The following is a 16,453-nucleotide window of genomic DNA, read 5'->3' on the forward strand; positions in this document are numbered from 1 at the left end:
GCAGGAGCCCGGCATGACGGCGACCAGGCCGTGCGCGCCGGTGCGCGCGCGAGCGCCTCGGCGTGGTGCAGCCGGCCACCACGCCGGTTTGCGTTCGAGCGCGCTCGAAGCCATAGCGTCGCCGCCATGACGACACAGACGTGGATCATCACCGGCGCGTCCCGTGGTTTCGGGCGCGCCCTGGCGGAGTCGGCCCTCGCGGCGGGCGACCGCGTGGTGGCGGCCGTGCGCACGCCCGAGAGTGTGGCCGACCTGGAGGCCACCTACCCGGACACCTTCCTGATCGCGAGGTTCGACGCCCGCGACACCGCTGCGGCCGCGGACCTCGTGCGGGCCACCCTCGACCGCTTCGGTCAGCTCGACGTGCTCGTCAACAACGCGGGCAGGGCCGTGGTCGGAGCGGTCGAGGAGGTCAGCGACGCGCACCTGCGCGAGCTGATGGATCTGCACCTGTTCGGCCCCGCCGCGCTCGTCCGCGCGGCGCTGCCCGCGATGCGGGCGCGGGGCACAGGGACGATCGTGCAGATGAGCAGCCAGGGCGGGCGGATGTCGTTCCCCGGCGTGTCGACGTACTCCGCGTCGAAGTTCGCCCTCGAAGGCTGGTCCGAGGCGCTGGCCGGCGAGGTCGCGCCGTTCGGCGTCCGCGTGATGCTCGTCGAGCCCAGCCGGTTCAGGACCGACTTCAACGCGGCCGACGTGCTCGAGTTCGCCGAGACGTCCGGGACCTACCGTGACCTGCTCGCCGGCGTCCGTGCGGACATGGCAGGGACCGACGGCCACCAGGAAGGCGACCCGGCGCGGGCGGCCGAGATCATCGTCTCCCTCGCGCACGGCGACGAGGTGCCGCTGCGGCTGCCGCTCGGGCGCGAGGCGGTCGAGCGGCTCTCGGGTGCCTACCGGCGTGGCCTGGACGAGGTCGAGCGGTGGGCCGAGATCGCCCGCAGCGCCGACTTCGAGGGTGTCCCCGCATCGGCACGGCCGATTTAGGCTGGCAGGCATGGCCACCGACGATCTGATGACCAGGGCGCTCGACATGCTCGGGGACGACGGTCCGCTGTCGGTCGAGGCGATCCACCGCCTCACCGAGCCCGCCGACGTGCCCGAGTCGATGGTGATCGCCGAGGTCGCCGAGCTCCTCGACGTCTCGCCCCACACGCTGCGCTACTACGAGCGGGCCGGGCTGGTCGAGGTGGCCCGCGACGGCAACGGTCATCGCGTCTACGACGCCCAAGCGGTGCGGCGCCTGGTGTTCGTCACCAGGATGCGGCTGTCCGGTATGGCGATGCGCGACCTGCAGCACTACATCTCGCTCGTCGACGCGGGCGAGCACACCGAGCCCGAGCGGCTCGACATGCTGCTCGAACAGCGCGACACCATCCGCCGCCGACTCCGCGAGCTGACCCTTTCCCTCTCGGCGGTCGAGTACAAGATCGCCACGTACGGGGGCGCGACCGGACCGGACGTCCAGGCGTCCGACTCCGGAACCGGCACCGGCCGTACGGCGTCGCCGCAGGAGCCGTAACGACGGGCGCTACCGGCAGGGGTGAGGGACGCCGCTCGGTGGTCGCGCCTGCCATGGTCAGGCAGCCGACGGCACCCCTAGGCGGGTGGCTCCAGCCAGACGTAGCCGGCGGTGGCCACCAGCGAGACGAGCGCGAGCGCGGCTCCGCCCGCCGCCTTCTGCCAGCGAGGCCGCTCCACCGCAGGGTCGCGGGCGAAGACCTGCTCCCTGACCAGGACGGCGTGGCAGGTCCCGCCGAACCACAGGCTGATCAACGCCAGCATCGGGATGATGTCCAGCTTGTTCAGCCCGTCGTCGTCGGTCAGCGGCATCACCAGGAAGATGGCGCCCAGCCCGAGGTAGGCCAGGGCCCACAGGCCCAGTCCGAGCGAGCGACGCGTGACGGCGGCGTACACGAACGCCCACGGCGTGCCGTACCCGCAGCTCAGCAGCGGGATGGCCGCCCACACCCAGCTGCCCCACACCGGGCCGCCTTCCGGGGCCTGGACCTGAGGACGCGGCGGGGTGACGCCGAGATCGGGGTCGGGGTCGCCGTTGAGGATGCGCATCTCCAGCGCGCGCATGGCGGGGCCAGGCTCGATGCCCAGCTCGTCGACGAGCACCTTGCGCGTCTCCTGGTAGACCGCGAGCGCCTCGACCTGGCGGCCCGAGCGGTACAGGGCGAGCATCAGCTGCGCGCGCAGCCGCTCGCGCAGCGGGTACTCCTGGACCAGGCCGCGCAGCTCGGCGACGGCCTCCGCGTCGCGGCCCAGCGCGAGGTCGGCCTCGACGGCGTCCTCGGCGGCGGCGGCCCGCCGCTCCTCCAGGCGCAGGGCGGTCGCCGCGATCGGGTCGACATGCTCGACGTCGGCCAAGGCCCTGCCTCGCCACAGCGCGAGCGCCTGGCGCAGGAACACGCCGGCCATCACCGGGTCGCCACAGCCGCGGGCGGCGGTGAGGAGCTCCTCGAAACGGCCGGCGTCGAGCTCCCCGGGTCCGATGGTCAGGGCGTAGCCGTGCGGCCCCCTGACGATCCTGCCGGCGTCGCCGAGAAGCTTGCGGAGCTGCGACACGTACACGCGCAGGTTGTCCCCCGCCGACTTGGGGGGTTCCTCGCCCCACAGGACGTCGACGAGGCGATCGGTGGACACCGGCTCGTTGGGGTGGCACAGCAGCACGGCCAGCAGGAGTCGCGGCTTGCCTGCGGGAACCCGAAGCTCGATCCCGTTCTTGGCGATGCCGAGCGGACCGAGGATGCGGAATTCCATGCCTGTTTCCGTGGGGGAAATGCCCTGGTGGACAGCCCTTTATACGGTCCGCTATACGGCCCGCGCAACCCCCTGCTCCTACGTTGCCGCCCAACGACGACAACTCCCGAAAGAGGTTTCGTGATGAAGCGCACGCAGGTGCTGGTTGCCACGCTCGCCACCGGTCTGATGTTCACAGCGGTCCCCGCCGCCGCCATGGCGGAACGGGTGGATGACAGGGCGGTGTTCACCCTGACTCAGCTCTCCGGCCCCAAGGTCGGAAAGCTCGTCGTCGGCTACGCCGTCGTCTCCGTGAAGGACCTCGAGGACACCGCGACCGTGGAGAAGGCGACCAAGGCGGTCAAGGCCCGCGTTCCGTTCAGGAAGAGCTTCAGGGTGAAGCAGGACACCTGCGCGATCGTGGCCGTGGCCGAAGGCAGGAAGGGAGCCAGGCTCCGTCTGAGCGTCACCGTCGGCGGGGCCGTCGTCAGCGCCAAGAAGGGCAAGGCGCCCTACGACGCCTACTGCAACGTCTAGACGCCGGGTGCGGTACGGCGTGCCCGCCGTACCGCACCCTCTCGGCCGGGAACCCGGCCGGCCGCTCACGAGTTCCCGTAGTGATCGTCGCTGTGCTGAGGAGGCGAGCAGTGGCATTCAGGCGAGAGGACGAACCTCCCCCCTGGCTGTCGTCGGCGGACGAGCACGGGCTGGCCGGCCCGGCCGAACGCAGATGGATCGACTCCTCGATGGCCTGGTTCGTGCGCCAGTTCGGCAAGGACATCGTCCTTCGCGACGTCGCCCTGCCGACTCCGGAGTTCTTCCACTTCCTCTCCGTGCGACCGGGGGGCGAGGAGGCGCTCAACGCCCTGGTGAGCAAGGCGCGCAGGCTGATGGCCGTCGAGGCGTCCGACATCAGAGTGAGGCTCTTCACCGCCAAGGAGCACGCATCAGAAGGGACGACGGTGGGGCATTACGACACAGAAGACGGCCATCACGTCATCGGGATCGATCGGCGACAGCTTGCCGATCGCACCGTCCTGACGGCCGTCGTGGCGCACGAACTCTGCCATGTGCGCCTCCTCGGGGAGGGGCGCGTCTCGTGGGAGCGGGAGGACCAGGAGCGCCTGACCGACCTGCTCACGGTCTATCTCGGGTTCGGCGTCTTCACCGCGAACGCCGCGATGAGGTTCGCGCGGGCCGCGCGCGGCTGGCAGATCATGCCCAGGGGCTACCTGAGCGACGAGCTGCTCAACGGCGCGTCCAGCGACCTGAGCAGCCGGCGCCTCGGCTACCTCACCCAGCAGGAGTTCGGCTACGCGCTGGCCCGCTACTGCTGGCTGCGCGGGGAGACGCGGCCGAGCTGGGCCGCCTACCTGGGTCCCGGCGCCCGCGCCGCCCTGACGCGGGGTCTGGCCCACCTCGCCCACGACGCGGACGATCAGGAGTTCCGCAAGCCGGCCACTGAGATCCCTTTGAACAACCGCTGGTTCCTGCCCTACAAGTGATGCACCACGTAGCGCCTGGCCCATGATCTGCCCCGCACTCCTCGTGGCGGCTACACAGAGTGATCGAACGAACACTATTGTGCGACTTGGCGCCCTACGGCTGTAGCGCTTGATCACTCTCTCGAGAAGGAACCTTCGATGAAGATCACCGTTGCCACGCTGAGCTTCGCTCTCTTCGCCCTGGTCGGCCTGGCCTCACCTGCCCACGCAGGCTCGACCCCTGCCTACGTCTGCATGGTCGTGAACCTGGCGGAGGACGGCACGCTGGAGGGCACCTACTGCCACGAGAACGACGGCGCCCCCGCGCGCGGCGCGGTCAAGGGGCCGTTCGCCGTCTGGTCGCCCTTCCAGCTGACCCGCATCATCGTCTGCAGGTCAGGTCAGGCCGACGCGCCTTCCCGCATCACCGCATCCGGCTGTCACCGTCTCTTCTGAGCTGTCCTTCGGGGCGCGCCACGTCCTTTTCGGGGGACGCGGCGCGCTTTCGTCGCCCGGCTGAGCCGCCGGCCGAAGCCTTGGCGTCAAGCGACGACGCGGAGGACCCGAAGCGCGTGGTCGAATCCGGCACAGGCCGATCGCGTCGGCAAGGCGAGACCGGCGTCAGTCACCTCGCGCCCCGAGGGGAGACCAGTCCGGTCTCGTAGGCCAGCACGACGGCCTGCACGCGGTCGCGGAGGCCGAGTTTGGACAGGATGCGCGCGACATGGGTCTTCACCGTCGTCGGGCTGAGAGTCAGCCGGTCAGCGAGCTCGCCGTTGCTCAGGCCCGTGGCGAGCAGGCTCAGCACCTCCAGCTCCCGTGGCGTCAGCTCCGCCAGGTCGCGGTGCGGGGCGCTCTTCTCCTCCTCGCGAGGGGCGAAGCGCTCGATCAGGCGACGGGTGATGGTCGGCGCGAGCAGGGCGTCACCCGAGCGCACCAGCCGTACGGCGGCCACCAGGTGCTCTGGGGTGACATCCTTGAGCAGGAAGCCGCTGGCACCCGCGGTGAGCGCGGCGTAGACGTAGTGGTCGAGGTCGTAGGTGGTCAGGATGAGGACGCGGGTCTCCTCCGCGCCGCCACTGACGATCTGCCGGGTGGCTTCGAGTCCGTCCGTCCGCGGCATCCTGATGTCCATGAGCACGACGTCGGGCCTGGCGCGCCGGACGGCGGCGACCGCCTCCTCTCCGTCGGCCGCCTCTGCCACCACCTCGATGCCGTCGGCGGCGAGGATCATCCGGAAGCCGGTGCGCACCAGCGCCTGGTCGTCGGCGATGACCACACGCACGGGCCCGCTCACGCGCCCGTCCACGGCAGCCTGGCCACGAGCCGGTAGCCGCCGCCCGCTCTCCGTCCCGCGTCGAGCGTTCCTCCGTAGACGGCCAGCCGCTCGCGCAGCCCGATCAGCCCCCGGCCGTGGCCGGTCCCCGAGTGCTCCGCGGGCGCTCCGCCGGTGTCGGTGACCTCGATCTTCATCCAGTGGCCGTCGTGGCCGATCTCGACGGAGGCCGCCGCACCTGCCGCGTGCTTGATCGTGTTGGTCAGGGCCTCCTGCACGACGCGGTAGGCCGCCAGGTCGACGCCCGGAGGCAGCGAGCAGGGCGGGGGCGACAGCGCGACGCTCACGGGCACCCCCGCGGCGCGCACCCGTTCGAGGAGGGCATCGAGCTGCTGGAGCCCGGGCTGGGGTTCGAGCCCGTCGCCATGGCCGTCGGGACGCCCGCTCTCCGGCCCTGCGAGCAGGCCCATCACGTGGCGCAGTTCGGCCATGGCGGCCCTGCCGCCGGCCTCGACCTCGAGCAGGGCCTGCTTCGACTGCTCAGGCTCCGCGTCCATCACCCTGCGGGCCGCGCCGGCCTGGATCAGCATCACGCTCACATTGTGGGTCACCACATCGTGCAGCTCGCCGGCGATTCTGGCGCGCTCCAGCTCCACCGCCCTGCGCGTGGCCTCCCCCTGGGAGCGCTGTAGCTCGGTGAGCCGATGCCTGCTGACTCTGAGCTGTTGCCGCCAGAACCGGACGAAGCTCGCGCAGACCCCGGCGCTGAGCAGCACGACGAAGGGCCCGAGCCACGTCGGCAGCCCGGGGGCGACGTCTCTGAAGGCGACACCGGCCAGTACGGCCGCCAGCACCAGGCTGACCACGGCAGGGACCCTGGTGCGGCTGTGGGCGACGGCGCCGTAGGCGGCGACGGCGCAGGTCAGCACGGTGATCCAGGTCGCCGCATGAGCCACGAGCAGAGCCGCTGACACCACCGCCCAGAAGGTGGCGAGCGGATGGCGACGCCTGACCGCCAACGGCAGCGCCGTCAGCGCCACCAGGAACAGCGACAGGTCGCCGAGCCCATCATCCGCTCGCTCGGGTGGAGAGGGCCGGACCGGGCCGGGCGGCCGAGGGGTTTCAGGCGGCCGAGGGATGGCTGCGGCCTGAGAGGGCCGCAGCTGCAGGGGTTCGATCAGGTGGCTCGGAAGCTTGCCGAGGAGTTGGTCGCCGACGGGCGACCTCGCCACCGCGACCACCGCGACGATGGTCAGGACGAGCGCGAGCACCACGTCGGCGACGAGCGCCCGGCGAGACGGTATGGCGGGCTTCTCCGGGCGCAGCACGTCGAGCACGTACTGCCGCCACAGCCGTCGTTCGTCCACTTCCACGGCCATATTGTCGCGCCCGCCCGCTTCGGGCCACATCCGCCTATGTGACCAGACGGCGTCCCTGAGGAGTACATCGCAGGGATGACCTCGGGGCCGGGTCCTTCCCGTGAGGTATCCGAAATCGGCGCGACGGCCGACGCGCCCGGCCACCGGCCGGCCCTAGCGTCGTCCCCGCCAGCAGTTCTCGGGCGTTCCGACCGGAAGAACGGACATCATGGGTTATACGACAGTGCCTGCAGCGGCCACGCGGCGACATCCGCTCGTCCGGGGTGGCCTCGCCGCGGTGCTCGCGGTCGTGGCGTCCGCCTCCTGCGCCTCCGCCTCCTCTTCCAGAGAAGTTTCGGCGGCAGCTTCAACCGCGCGCGCCGCGCCGTCGCTGCCGGAGCCGAGCGGCTCTCATCCGGTCGGCGCCACGTCCCTGCATCTGAAGGACGGCTCTCGCCGCGATCCCTGGGTGCCCACCGTGAAGGCGAGGGAGCTCATGGTCTCCCTGTGGTACCCGGCGAAGTCGCGGGGAAAGCGGCGGGCGCAGTACATGACGCCCAAGGAGTCCGAGGTCTTCCTGAAGGGCGGGCGGATCACCAGCGTGCCGTACGACGTGCTCAGCAGGACGCGGACCAACGCCTTCACCGACGTCGAACCGGCTGGGCGCAGGCGCGGGCTGCCCCTGGTGGTGCTCTCCCCCGGCTTCACCCAGCCCCGCAGCACACTCACAGCGCTGGCGGAGGACCTGGCCAGCCGAGGCTATGTGGTCGCCGGAATCGATCACACCTACGAGAGCTTCGCCACCTTCCCCGGGGGTCGGATGACCATGTGCGCCGCGTGCGCGGTCGGCAAGGACAAGGACTTCGGCGTGAAGGTGGTCGGCGTCCGGGCCGCCGACGTCTCCTTCGTGCTCGACGAGCTGACGGGGTCACGCCCGAGGTGGAAGGGCTCGGCTCTGATCGACCCTTCCAGGATCGCGATGGCCGGCCAGTCGGTAGGAGGCGCGAGCGCCCTGGGAGCGATGGCGAAGGACTCCCGGGTGCGGGCCGCTGTCGACATGGACGGCTCCACGTTCGCCGCGCTGCCGGCGGGCGGGCTGTCGCGGCCGTTCCTGTTCCTGGGTTCGCAGGCGGTGCACAGCCCCGCGGGCAAGGACCCCTCGTGGGCGCGTGACTGGAAGAACCTGACCGGGTGGAAGCGCTGGCTCGTGGTGGCGGAGGCGCAGCACGCCTCCTTCACCGACATCCCGGTGCTGGCCGACCAGCTCGGCATCGAACACGGCGCCCGGCTGTCAGGGGCCCGCGCGCTGGAGATCACCCGACTGTACGCCGGGGCCTTCTTCGACCTGCACCTGCGCAAGAAGGCGCAGCCCCTGCTGGACAAGCCGTCGAAGCGCCATCCCGAGGTGAAGCACTGCTCACCGGCGAGGAAGACCTGCGTGTAGGACCTGACGTGTCCGGGCAGGGTCGCCGGTCATGCGATGCTTCCCGGCGTCGGTCATGAAGGGTCTGCGGGCGAGCCGGCGCGAGAGACAAGAGTGATCGCTCCCGACGGGCACACGTCGACCGCCCGGCGCGCCTTCGCCTGGTGCAGGGGTGGCGGTGACGAATCCAGCAGCAGCACTCTGCCGTCGTCGAGGTCCTGGTCGAACACCTCGGGGGCGGTCAGCGCGCACATCCCCGCCCCGATGCAGCGCTCGCGATCCGCTTCGAGTTCCATCGGCTACTCCTTGTCCCGTGCGACCGGGAGCCGGTGCACGCCGTAGATGTCGGAATCGGTGCGCAGCGGCACCTCTGCTGAGGGTACGGCCAGCCGCAGCGTTCAGGCCTCAGCCGCCTGCGGCGCGCACCAGCCTGCGCAGCGTCCAGCGCATGAAGAGCTTGGCCGCCGGCCGTACCAGGGATCCGAGCGGCAGCGACAGTTCCTCGGCCCAGATGAGCCGTCCGCCACCGATCCTGAAGATGCCGACGCCACGCACCAGCCGTCCGGTGTGGGCGACCGCGACCACCGTCGGGGGCTCCCACCGGGTGACGGTCATCGTGTCGAGGAAGCCCAGCCTGCCGACCCCCGTGAAGGCGGCCAGCTCGCTGCCCACCCCACGCCCGTCGCCCGCGACGACGCGGGCCGTGGTGAGGAACATCCACTCGGGATGGCGCGGCCAGTCGGTCAGCACCTCGAACAGCCGCGCCGGAGGAAGGTCGGTCTCCACGGCGACGGCCAGGCGGGTCGGCATGATCCCTAGCCTACGCCCGCCCCCCTGAGCAGCCTTCCCGCCAGATCGGCCAGCGCCGAGGGCAGCTCCGGCGGCTCGTGCACCTCGAACTCCACGCCGAGCATGCCGACCAGGAAGGCGATGCCCTCCAGCGAGTCGGCCCCCACCTCCAGCAGGCAGGAGGTGTCGTCGATGGGCGTGAGGACGCCCGCCGTGGGGCTCACGCGCGGCCGTACGAGCGAGATCGGGGCGTGCACGGTGACCCGCGCGCGGTAGCGGTAGACGGAGGAGGCGACCCTGCGGGAGATGTAGGCGGCCAGGTCGTCGGCGGGCGGCTCGCGCGGACTGAAGCGGGCGCCCAGAGAAGGGGTGCCGACGCGGTCGACGCGGAAGGTGCGCCAGTCGGCCCTGTCGACGTCCCAGGCCAGCAGGTACCAGCGGCGGCCGAGGTGGGCCAGGCGCAGCGGCTCGACGTGCCGGCGGGCCGGCTCGCCGCGGAAGCTCAGGTACTCGAATCGAAGGCGCTGCCGGTCGCGGCAGGCGGCGGCGAGCGCGGTCAGGGTGGCGTGGTCGACCAGGGGGGTGCCGCCCGCCATCGTGACCGTCGCGTCCTGCAGGGCGGTGACGCGCGGGCGCAGCCGGGAGGGCAGCACCTGCTCGAGCTTGGCCAGCGCGCGGACCGAGCTCTCCTCGATGCCCGCCACCGTGCCCGAGGCGGCGGTGCGCAGCCCGACGGCGACGGCGACCGCCTCCTCGTCGTCCAGCAGCAGGGGCGGCAGCGCGGCGCCGGCGCCCAGGCGGTAGCCGCCCGCCACTCCCCTGGCCGCGTGGACCGGGTAGCCGAGCTCGCGCAGCCGCTCCACGTCGCGCCTCAGCGTGCGGACGTCGATCTCCAGGCGTTCGGCGAGCTCGGTACCGGTCCAGTCGCGGCGGGACTGGAAGAGCGACAGCAGGCGAAGCAGCCGGGCCGAGGTCATGAACATGCATATTAAGGGCGGTAGCTGTCCTCTATTCGTCCTACCGTCGAGGTATGGAGATCAAGGAGTTCCGCATCGATGTCCCCCAGGCCGACCTCGACGACCTGCGCGAGCGACTGAGCCGTACCCGCTGGCCCTCGGAGATCCCCGGCCAGGGCTGGAGCCGCGGCGTGCCGGCGAGCTACCTCAGGGAGCTGGTGACCTACTGGCTCGAAACCTACGACTGGCGGGCGCAGGAGGCACGGCTCAACTCGTTACCGCAGTTCACCACAGAGATCGACGGCGCGAACGTGCACTTCGTCCACGTCCGCTCGCCGCGCGAGGACGCCACGCCGCTGATTCTCACGCACGGATGGCCGGGCTCGATCGTGGAGTTCCTCGACCTCGTCGAGCCGCTGTCGCGCGACTTCCACCTGGTCATCCCCTCGATCCCCGGCTACGGCTTCTCGGGGCCCACCGCCGAGCCCGGCTGGGACCTGGCCAGGGTGGCGCGGGCGTGGGCGCGGCTGATGAGCGGTCTCGGCTACGAGCGGTACGGCGCGCAGGGCGGCGACTGGGGCTCGGGCATCTCGCGCGAGCTGGGCATCGCCGAGCCCGACAGGGTGATCGGCGTGCACCTGAACTTCCTGCTCACCTTCCCCACCGGCGACCTGCCCGAGCTGAACGAGGAGGACAGGCGGCGCCTGGCCGTGTACGACACGTGGGAGGACACGGCCGGCTACATGAGGATCCAGGCCACCAGGCCGCAGACACTCGCCTACGGCCTGCACGACTCCCCCGTCGGCCAGCTCGCCTGGATCGTGGAGAAGTTCAAGGAGTGGACCGACTCCAAGGACGTGCCGGAGGAGGCGGTCGACCGCGACCTCATGCTCACCAACGTGATGATCTACTGGCTGACCGGCACGGCCGGATCGTCGGCGCAGCTCTACTACGAGTTCGGCAGGAGCTGGGCTCCGCCGCGGCGGCTGGAGGCGCCCACGGGCGTCGCGGTCTTCCCCGCGGAGGGCGGCAAGCCCGTGCGGGCGCTGGCCGAGGCGACCAACAACATCGTGCACTGGAGCGAGTTCGACAGGGGCGGCCACTTCGCCGCGATGGAGGAGCCCGACCTGCTGGCCGCCGACATCAGGGCCTTCTTCAGTCGAATCTGACGACCGGCTTCCTGCCGGGCTCGGCGAAGGCGAGAAGGGCGAGGGCCTCGGCCTCGATCTCCTCGCGCGGGCCTGGGCCGAACAGCGTGACCGTCACCGTGGCGGCGGTGCGCTTCCAGATGCCGCGCACGTAGCCGTCGACCAGGACGGTGCCGAGGACCTGACCGTTGATGGTGATGACGCGCTTGCGGTGCTCGTCGGAGATGACCCTGGTGCGGTCGGCGTGGCTGAGCACGAGGTTGTCGAACGGGGCGACCAGCCGTACGGGAGCGGGGGTGTCCTCGTCGGGGCGGGGCGCGTCGGGCAGGTCGAGCAGGCCACCGCCGAGATCGGCCAGGTCCATGCGGGCGACGGCCGCGCGCAGGCCGGTCAGTCCGGACCAGGCCTGCATGTCGGCGATCGTGGCGGGACCGAAGGCGGCGAGGTAGCGGGCCAGCAGCGCCTGAGGGTCGGGCGAGGGGTCGAGGTCGCGGCCCAGCCAGGCCTCCACGGGGGTGAGGACGGCATCGCCCGCCTTGCCCCAGACCGCGCGCGGTGGCACCTGGACCATCGGCAGCAGCCAGCGCAGGATCACCGGCGGCGCGGCGGAATCGGCGTCGGGGAAGCGCTCGGCCAGCAGCGGCGTCATGGCCTTGACCGACAGCGGACGCTCGGTGAGCAGCGCCCTGCCCTCGGCCACCACGGCCTCGTGGTCGAGCCCCTCGAGCCTCCTGGCCGTCAGCGCACGGGTGAGCATCGGCTGGATGAGCGGTCTGATGGCCAGGCAGTCGGCGGCGCTGACCAGGTGGACGGTGCCGCGCATGAGCGTGATGCGCACCACCTCGCGGCCGAGCAGCAGGTCGGCCAGCTCTTTCGGCTCGAAGCTCTCCAGGCGTGACCACAGGCCGAAGTAGGGCGCGAAGGGCGCCTGGGCCTGCAGCCCGACCAGATGCTCGATCGCCCGCAAGGGGCTCATGGCGTGGCGGCGCAGGAGCAGCTGCCTGGCGAGAGTGGCGCGGTTGAGGGCACGCTGGCTGATCACGGGGTCCACCCTAGACAGGGTCGCCGACATTCCTGATGGCGGCGGCCATGCCGTCCAGCAGATAGGCCAGGCCGTGCTCGAAGGCGAGGTCCCAGTCGGATCGATGGTCCGGACGGAAGGCTGCTGCTGAACGAGGTCTCCTTCATGGTCGGCGACGGCGCCGAGGCCCCCTCGTCGGCCCGAACGGCGCGGGCAAGACCACCCTGCTCCGCCTTGGGTTCGCCGGATACGCGGCGGCCAGGGCCGAGCGTCACGAGCGGCTGCACGAGCTGCGCCGCCGATGGGAGGACGAGCACGCCAGGCTGCGCGGCATCGCGCACACGCTACGCCGGAGGGCCGCCCACAACGACGCGCGGGCCGGCGGATACCAGGCGGCCCTGACGCGGCCGGCCAGGTTCGAGGAGGCCGGCCATCCCGTCGCGCACACCGGCGAGGCCGTCCTCGGCGTCAGAGTGCGGCCCGGCCTGTTCGCCCAGACTCATGTCCGGCCCGACTTGCACGGCAGGGCGATCGCCGACACTGTGATGGGCGACCACGCGCTGGAGCGCAACGACGCGATGGCCCTCCTCGCCCGCTACGAGCTGGCGTCGAGCCGCTGGTGTTAACCCCCGACGAGCGGCGGATGTTGCAAGGATGGGTCAGCCGGCGCTCCACCGCGCAGGGTTAGGCCAACGACAACGCCCGCCCGTTCGTCTGGGCCAAGACCGCAGATCAGGTCATCGACCGCATCCGCCAGTACTGCTCAAGAATCTCCCGACCGCTCACTGGCCAGCGGTCGCCGCCGCGTCGGCGACCCCAGGGGCGGTCGGCTTCACGGCAGCAGACGGCGTGCGGTAGGCGCGAAGGGGGGCGTTGGTCGCGGCCACGGCGGCGATCGCCAGGATGGCGGACAGCCCGCCGGCGACCAGGGAGAAGGAGGCGGAGGTGGCCGACGCCAAGAGGCCACCACGGAAGTTGCCGAGTTCGGGGCCCGCGACGCCGATGACGTGTTCCACGGAGGAGACCCGCCCCCGGTACGCGTCCGGGGTCTCCAATTGCACCAGGGCACTGCGGGTGACTACCGACACGGTGTCGGCAGCGCCTGCCACGGCCAGGCAGCCGAGCGCCAGCCACAGTGACCCGGCCAGACCGAAACAGGCCAGCGCCAGACCCCACACACCGGCTGCGGACAGCTGCACCAGGCCGCCACGGCGCCAGCCCGTCACCGTGCCGGAGAGCAAACCGGCCGTGATCCCCCCGACCGCAACGGCCGAGAGGAACAGGCCGAGGGTCTGCGGGTTGCCCTCGAAGCGGATCTCGTTGACCAGCGGGAAGAGCGAGATCGGCATGGCGAGCAGCGTCGCGGACAGGTCGGTGGCCATCGAGCCCCACAGCGTTGGGCGGCGCAGGACGATCCGCCAACCGCCACGCTCCGGCCGGCGCCTGCCGCCTGCTGCGTCGGCGCCTTCGGGCCTCATGGCAGGGAGGCGGATCATCGCGAGCATCGAGACTGCCATGGCCACGGCCTGGGCTGCGTATGCGGCAGAGAAGTCCCAGTGGGCGATGATTAGGCCGGCCATCGCGGGCCCGGCCAGCATCGCCGCCTGGAAGGAGACGTTGGTCAGCGCGAGACCGGCCGCGACCTGGTCGCCCGGCAACAGCCGGACCGGGAAGGTGCGCCGGGCAGGAGCTCCGAGAGCGCCGCAGGCCGTCCCCATGGCGACCAGGGCGAGCAGCAGCAGCACGTTTCGGTTGCCCGCCAGAGCCTGGGCGCACAGCCCTGCGGCGGCCAGCAGTTGGCCTACGGTGGTGGCCCGTACCACCGTACGACGGTCAACAGTATCGGCCAACGTACCGCCGAGCAGCCCGAACAGCACCATCGGCAGGCCGGTGGCGAGCCCGATGGCGCCGGTGCCCACCGGGCTGCCGGTCAGGTCCCAGACCTGGGCCAGCACCGCCACGTTGGCTATCTGTCCGCCGAGTTGAGAGGCCGAGGTGCCGATCCACAGATCGCGGAACGGCTGACTGCCACGCAGTGGGCGGGTGTCGAGGAACCGGACACGCCCCCTCATCGCGGTGGCTCGACGAGGTGGTGGAGGATCCGCTGCCGCATCGACCGGTGTTCCAGTGCCCGCCGCAGCTCCTTGACGACGGTGGTCATCGCATACGGGACCTCGCTGTCCAGTTCGGCGACCGTCTCGTGGGTAGCGCGCCACTCCGCCTCCAGGAACGGCACCAGCGACCGGCCGCGCTCGGTCAGGTCGATCCGCCGGGTGCGGGCGTCGGACCCCGGCTCGGAGGTGACCAGATTCTCCTTGCGCATGGCGGCGACGGTCTGGCTGATCGCGGAGTGCGAGCGGTCCAGGGATTTCGCAAGCTCGCGGATGGTCAGTGGTCCGGTGTGGGCGAGCCGGATCAGCGGATAGGCGAACCGAGGCCGCACCCCCTCGATGCCACGCTCGACGTAGACCTGCTCGATCTCGGCGTCCATGGCGGCCAGCAGCTCGTGCAGGGAGTGCCAGGGATCGGGTAGCGCCGTGGGATCGGAAGATGTCACAGCGCTAATATAACAGTGCTGCGATAATTGAGGAGGCCACGCTCGGTTGCCCCGCCTGGCCGAGGGGCTGGCCTCCGCTTCGCGCCGAGGGGGCGGGTCGGTCAGTTCGGCTGGGAATCGGTCAGGTCGCTGGCCACCTCCAGCAGGGCTCGCTCACTTCTGCTGAGAATGGACACCCAGTCCCCGGAGACGCCGGCGAGGATCAGCGGCGGGCCGTCACCGATCCCGCCGGCGCCACCGTGTTCGAGGATCTCTGCCAGCAGTGTGCCCCGCAGTCGGGCATCGCGCTCCGGCCGTGAGTTGCTCGCGCGCCAGCCAGGCGAGCAGCGGTCCTGCTGGTCCTAGCGGCCGGCATCCCGGTGGCGATAGGGATCGCCATCTTCAAGTATCGCCTTTACGACATCGACGCCGTCATCCACCGGACGTTCAGCCACACCGTGCTCGCAGGGTTCATCACGGCGGTCTACCTCGCCGTCGTCGTCGGAGTGGGCTCGGCCGTCGGCGCACGCACCGGCGGCGGGATGTTCCTTCCGCTCATCGCCACGGCCATCGCTGCACTGGGGTTCAGTGGGGTGCGCACCCGGGCACAACGACTGGCCGACCGCCTCGTCCACGGGGCCAGGGCCACGCCGTACGAGACTCTGTCACGCCTGTCCGAGCATCTGGCCACGACGTCGTCCATCGAGGAGTTCCTGCCATCGCTCGCCAGGGCGCTCGCCGACGCCACCGGAGCGCTGCGGGCGGACGTCTGGGTGCGGGTCGGCGGACGGCTGGAGCCGGCCGCCTCGCATCCGCCGACCGCCGAACCCGCCACGCCACTGGACCTCGTCGGGGAAGCCCTTCCGCGGCTTCCCTCCGGGCACACGGTCGCCGAGGTCCGCACCCACGAAACCCTCCTCGGGGCCATCGCGTTGACGAAACCGCCCGGCGAATCACGTGGTAGCCCCGCCATCAGGGTGCGGTCTCACGGGCGTCGCAGGGCAGCGAAGTCTTACGGGGGACTCCCCCTCTCGCCGTCGCTTCGGGAGGCAGACGAGCCCCTCGACCCCGGCGGGCTAGTCCCGGGCTCCTCCAGGAACGGCGTGCGGGACCTGCCCGCTCCCCTGCTGTCCGCCCTGGCCCTGGCGGCCGCGATCGGGCTGCACCTGAAGACCCGCGACGCTGTGATCAGCGTCCTGGGCGCCACCGCCTTGCACGTGGTGCTGTCGACCCTCTGGCATGCCTGAAGATCCGCCGCACGACTGCGGTCGTCTCGCGCGTACGCAGCCGAAGCCCCAGGACCACGGCCAGACCGAAGGTCACGAGGAGGGCCGCGACGGCGAAGGCCCAGTGAGTTCCTCGGGCCACCTCCGCTGACGCGGCTGTGGTCACATCACTCGTGCCGGCGGCGAAGGCGAAGACCGCACCCATGACCGATGCCCGCCACCGCACGTTCCGCCGCCGTGATGGCGTTGCGGAACAGCATCGCGACCGTGGTGGGCCTTACGCCGCCGAAACCGCGGCGTGATCGCGCCCGCCACGCTCTCGACCGACTCGTCCACATCCGGCAGCAGGCGGCGGCCCTCGTAGCGGACCCCGCCACCGACCACGACCACGCCGCGGCCTGGCACTTCACGTGATCCGTGACACCCTCTCCACCCCACAAGGCGCCGGTGGTGCACCGTTACTGCTCAAGAATCTCCCGACCAGCTCA

General features: G+C 71.3%; 19 protein-coding genes. 10 read left to right on the plus strand and 9 right to left on the minus strand.

Annotated features, from left to right (window positions below; genetic code table 11):
- The first annotated feature begins 126 nt into the window (after positions 1-126).
- On the plus strand, positions 127-987 hold the full coding sequence (locus ABFX55_RS20030) for an SDR family NAD(P)-dependent oxidoreductase (RefSeq protein WP_346123135.1): 861 nt from the start codon (positions 127-129) through the stop codon (positions 985-987).
- Positions 988-997: 10 nt separating this feature from the next.
- Complete coding sequence (locus tag ABFX55_RS20035; RefSeq protein WP_346123137.1) at positions 998-1,522, plus strand: MerR family transcriptional regulator; 525 nt, start codon at positions 998-1,000, stop codon at positions 1,520-1,522.
- Positions 1,523-1,599: 77 nt separating this feature from the next.
- On the opposite strand, the gene ABFX55_RS20040 is transcribed toward ABFX55_RS20035, so the two are convergent.
- Positions 1,600-2,769, minus strand: a complete 1,170-nt coding sequence (locus ABFX55_RS20040) for an AfsR/SARP family transcriptional regulator (protein ID WP_346123138.1) — start codon at positions 2,767-2,769, stop codon at positions 1,600-1,602.
- A 120-nt stretch (positions 2,770-2,889) separates the two neighbouring features.
- Between ABFX55_RS20040 and ABFX55_RS20045 the strand changes: the two genes are divergently transcribed.
- The 3 genes from ABFX55_RS20045 (at position 2,890) to ABFX55_RS20055 (ending at position 4,688) form a co-directional block, all read left to right on the plus strand.
- A complete protein-coding gene (locus ABFX55_RS20045; protein ID WP_346123140.1) occupies positions 2,890-3,285 on the plus strand; it encodes a hypothetical protein in 396 nt (131 codons plus the stop codon).
- A 110-nt stretch (positions 3,286-3,395) separates the two neighbouring features.
- Positions 3,396-4,253 carry a hypothetical protein gene (locus tag ABFX55_RS20050; protein ID WP_346123142.1) on the plus strand — a complete coding sequence of 286 codons (858 nt, stop codon included), beginning with the start codon at positions 3,396-3,398 and terminating at the stop codon, positions 4,251-4,253.
- 138 nt (positions 4,254-4,391) lie between these two features.
- Entirely contained in the window at positions 4,392-4,688 is a 297-nt protein-coding gene (locus ABFX55_RS20055) for a hypothetical protein (RefSeq protein WP_346123144.1), read from the plus strand.
- A 169-nt stretch (positions 4,689-4,857) separates the two neighbouring features.
- Here ABFX55_RS20055 and ABFX55_RS20060 read toward each other — a convergent pair whose 3' ends face one another.
- Positions 4,858-5,529, minus strand: coding sequence for a response regulator (locus ABFX55_RS20060; protein ID WP_346123146.1), 672 nt, complete (start codon positions 5,527-5,529; stop codon positions 4,858-4,860).
- Positions 5,526-6,881 carry a sensor histidine kinase gene (locus ABFX55_RS20065; RefSeq protein WP_346123147.1) on the minus strand — a complete coding sequence of 452 codons (1,356 nt, stop codon included), beginning with the start codon at positions 6,879-6,881 and terminating at the stop codon, positions 5,526-5,528. The genes ABFX55_RS20060 and ABFX55_RS20065 overlap by 4 nt, the downstream gene beginning before the upstream one ends.
- 214 nt (positions 6,882-7,095) lie before the next feature.
- On the opposite strand from ABFX55_RS20065, the gene ABFX55_RS20070 reads away from it, so the two are divergent.
- Positions 7,096-8,310 carry an alpha/beta hydrolase family protein gene (locus tag ABFX55_RS20070; protein WP_346123149.1) on the plus strand — a complete coding sequence of 405 codons (1,215 nt, stop codon included), beginning with the start codon at positions 7,096-7,098 and terminating at the stop codon, positions 8,308-8,310.
- Between the two features lie 53 nt (positions 8,311-8,363).
- On the opposite strand, the gene ABFX55_RS20075 is transcribed toward ABFX55_RS20070, so the two are convergent.
- The 3 genes from ABFX55_RS20075 to ABFX55_RS20085 form a co-directional block, all read right to left on the minus strand.
- Positions 8,364-8,585, minus strand: coding sequence for a ferredoxin (locus ABFX55_RS20075; protein ID WP_346123151.1), 222 nt, complete (start codon positions 8,583-8,585; stop codon positions 8,364-8,366).
- 109 nt (positions 8,586-8,694) lie between these two features.
- Positions 8,695-9,099, minus strand: a complete 405-nt coding sequence (locus ABFX55_RS20080) for an SRPBCC family protein (protein WP_346123152.1) — start codon at positions 9,097-9,099, stop codon at positions 8,695-8,697.
- Between the two features lie 5 nt (positions 9,100-9,104).
- A complete protein-coding gene (locus ABFX55_RS20085; RefSeq protein WP_346123153.1) occupies positions 9,105-10,061 on the minus strand; it encodes a helix-turn-helix transcriptional regulator in 957 nt (318 codons plus the stop codon).
- Positions 10,062-10,108: 47 nt separating this feature from the next.
- Here ABFX55_RS20085 and ABFX55_RS20090 point away from each other — a divergent pair, with 47 nt between their 5' ends.
- Positions 10,109-11,203, plus strand: coding sequence for an epoxide hydrolase family protein (locus tag ABFX55_RS20090; RefSeq protein ID WP_346123155.1), 1,095 nt, complete (start codon positions 10,109-10,111; stop codon positions 11,201-11,203).
- Here the strand turns inward: ABFX55_RS20090 and ABFX55_RS20095 are convergent.
- A complete protein-coding gene (locus ABFX55_RS20095; protein WP_346123157.1) occupies positions 11,190-12,224 on the minus strand; it encodes a winged helix DNA-binding domain-containing protein in 1,035 nt (344 codons plus the stop codon). The genes ABFX55_RS20090 and ABFX55_RS20095 overlap by 14 nt on opposite strands.
- 452 nt (positions 12,225-12,676) lie before the next feature.
- On the opposite strand from ABFX55_RS20095, the gene ABFX55_RS20100 reads away from it, so the two are divergent.
- Positions 12,677-12,829 carry a hypothetical protein gene (locus tag ABFX55_RS20100; RefSeq protein ID WP_346123159.1) on the plus strand — a complete coding sequence of 51 codons (153 nt, stop codon included), beginning with the start codon at positions 12,677-12,679 and terminating at the stop codon, positions 12,827-12,829.
- A 156-nt stretch (positions 12,830-12,985) separates the two neighbouring features.
- Here ABFX55_RS20100 and ABFX55_RS20105 read toward each other — a convergent pair whose 3' ends face one another.
- Positions 12,986-14,275 carry an MFS transporter gene (locus ABFX55_RS20105; protein ID WP_346123160.1) on the minus strand — a complete coding sequence of 430 codons (1,290 nt, stop codon included), beginning with the start codon at positions 14,273-14,275 and terminating at the stop codon, positions 12,986-12,988.
- Positions 14,272-14,760 carry a MarR family winged helix-turn-helix transcriptional regulator gene (locus ABFX55_RS20110; RefSeq protein ID WP_346123162.1) on the minus strand — a complete coding sequence of 163 codons (489 nt, stop codon included), beginning with the start codon at positions 14,758-14,760 and terminating at the stop codon, positions 14,272-14,274. Before ABFX55_RS20110 ends, ABFX55_RS20105 begins: the two co-directional genes overlap by 4 nt.
- Before the next feature lie 359 nt (positions 14,761-15,119).
- Here ABFX55_RS20110 and ABFX55_RS20115 point away from each other — a divergent pair, with 359 nt between their 5' ends.
- On the plus strand, positions 15,120-15,986 hold the full coding sequence (locus ABFX55_RS20115; protein ID WP_346123164.1) for a hypothetical protein: 867 nt from the start codon (positions 15,120-15,122) through the stop codon (positions 15,984-15,986).
- Between the two features lie 189 nt (positions 15,987-16,175).
- Positions 16,176-16,379 (plus strand): hypothetical protein, encoded by a 204-nt coding sequence (locus ABFX55_RS20120; RefSeq protein ID WP_346123166.1) that lies wholly within the window; start codon positions 16,176-16,178, stop codon positions 16,377-16,379.
- The last annotated feature ends 74 nt before the right edge of the window (positions 16,380-16,453 follow it).

Source organism: Nonomuraea roseola (assembly GCF_039535395.1).
Lineage (GTDB): Bacteria > Actinomycetota > Actinomycetes > Streptosporangiales > Streptosporangiaceae > Nonomuraea > Nonomuraea roseola.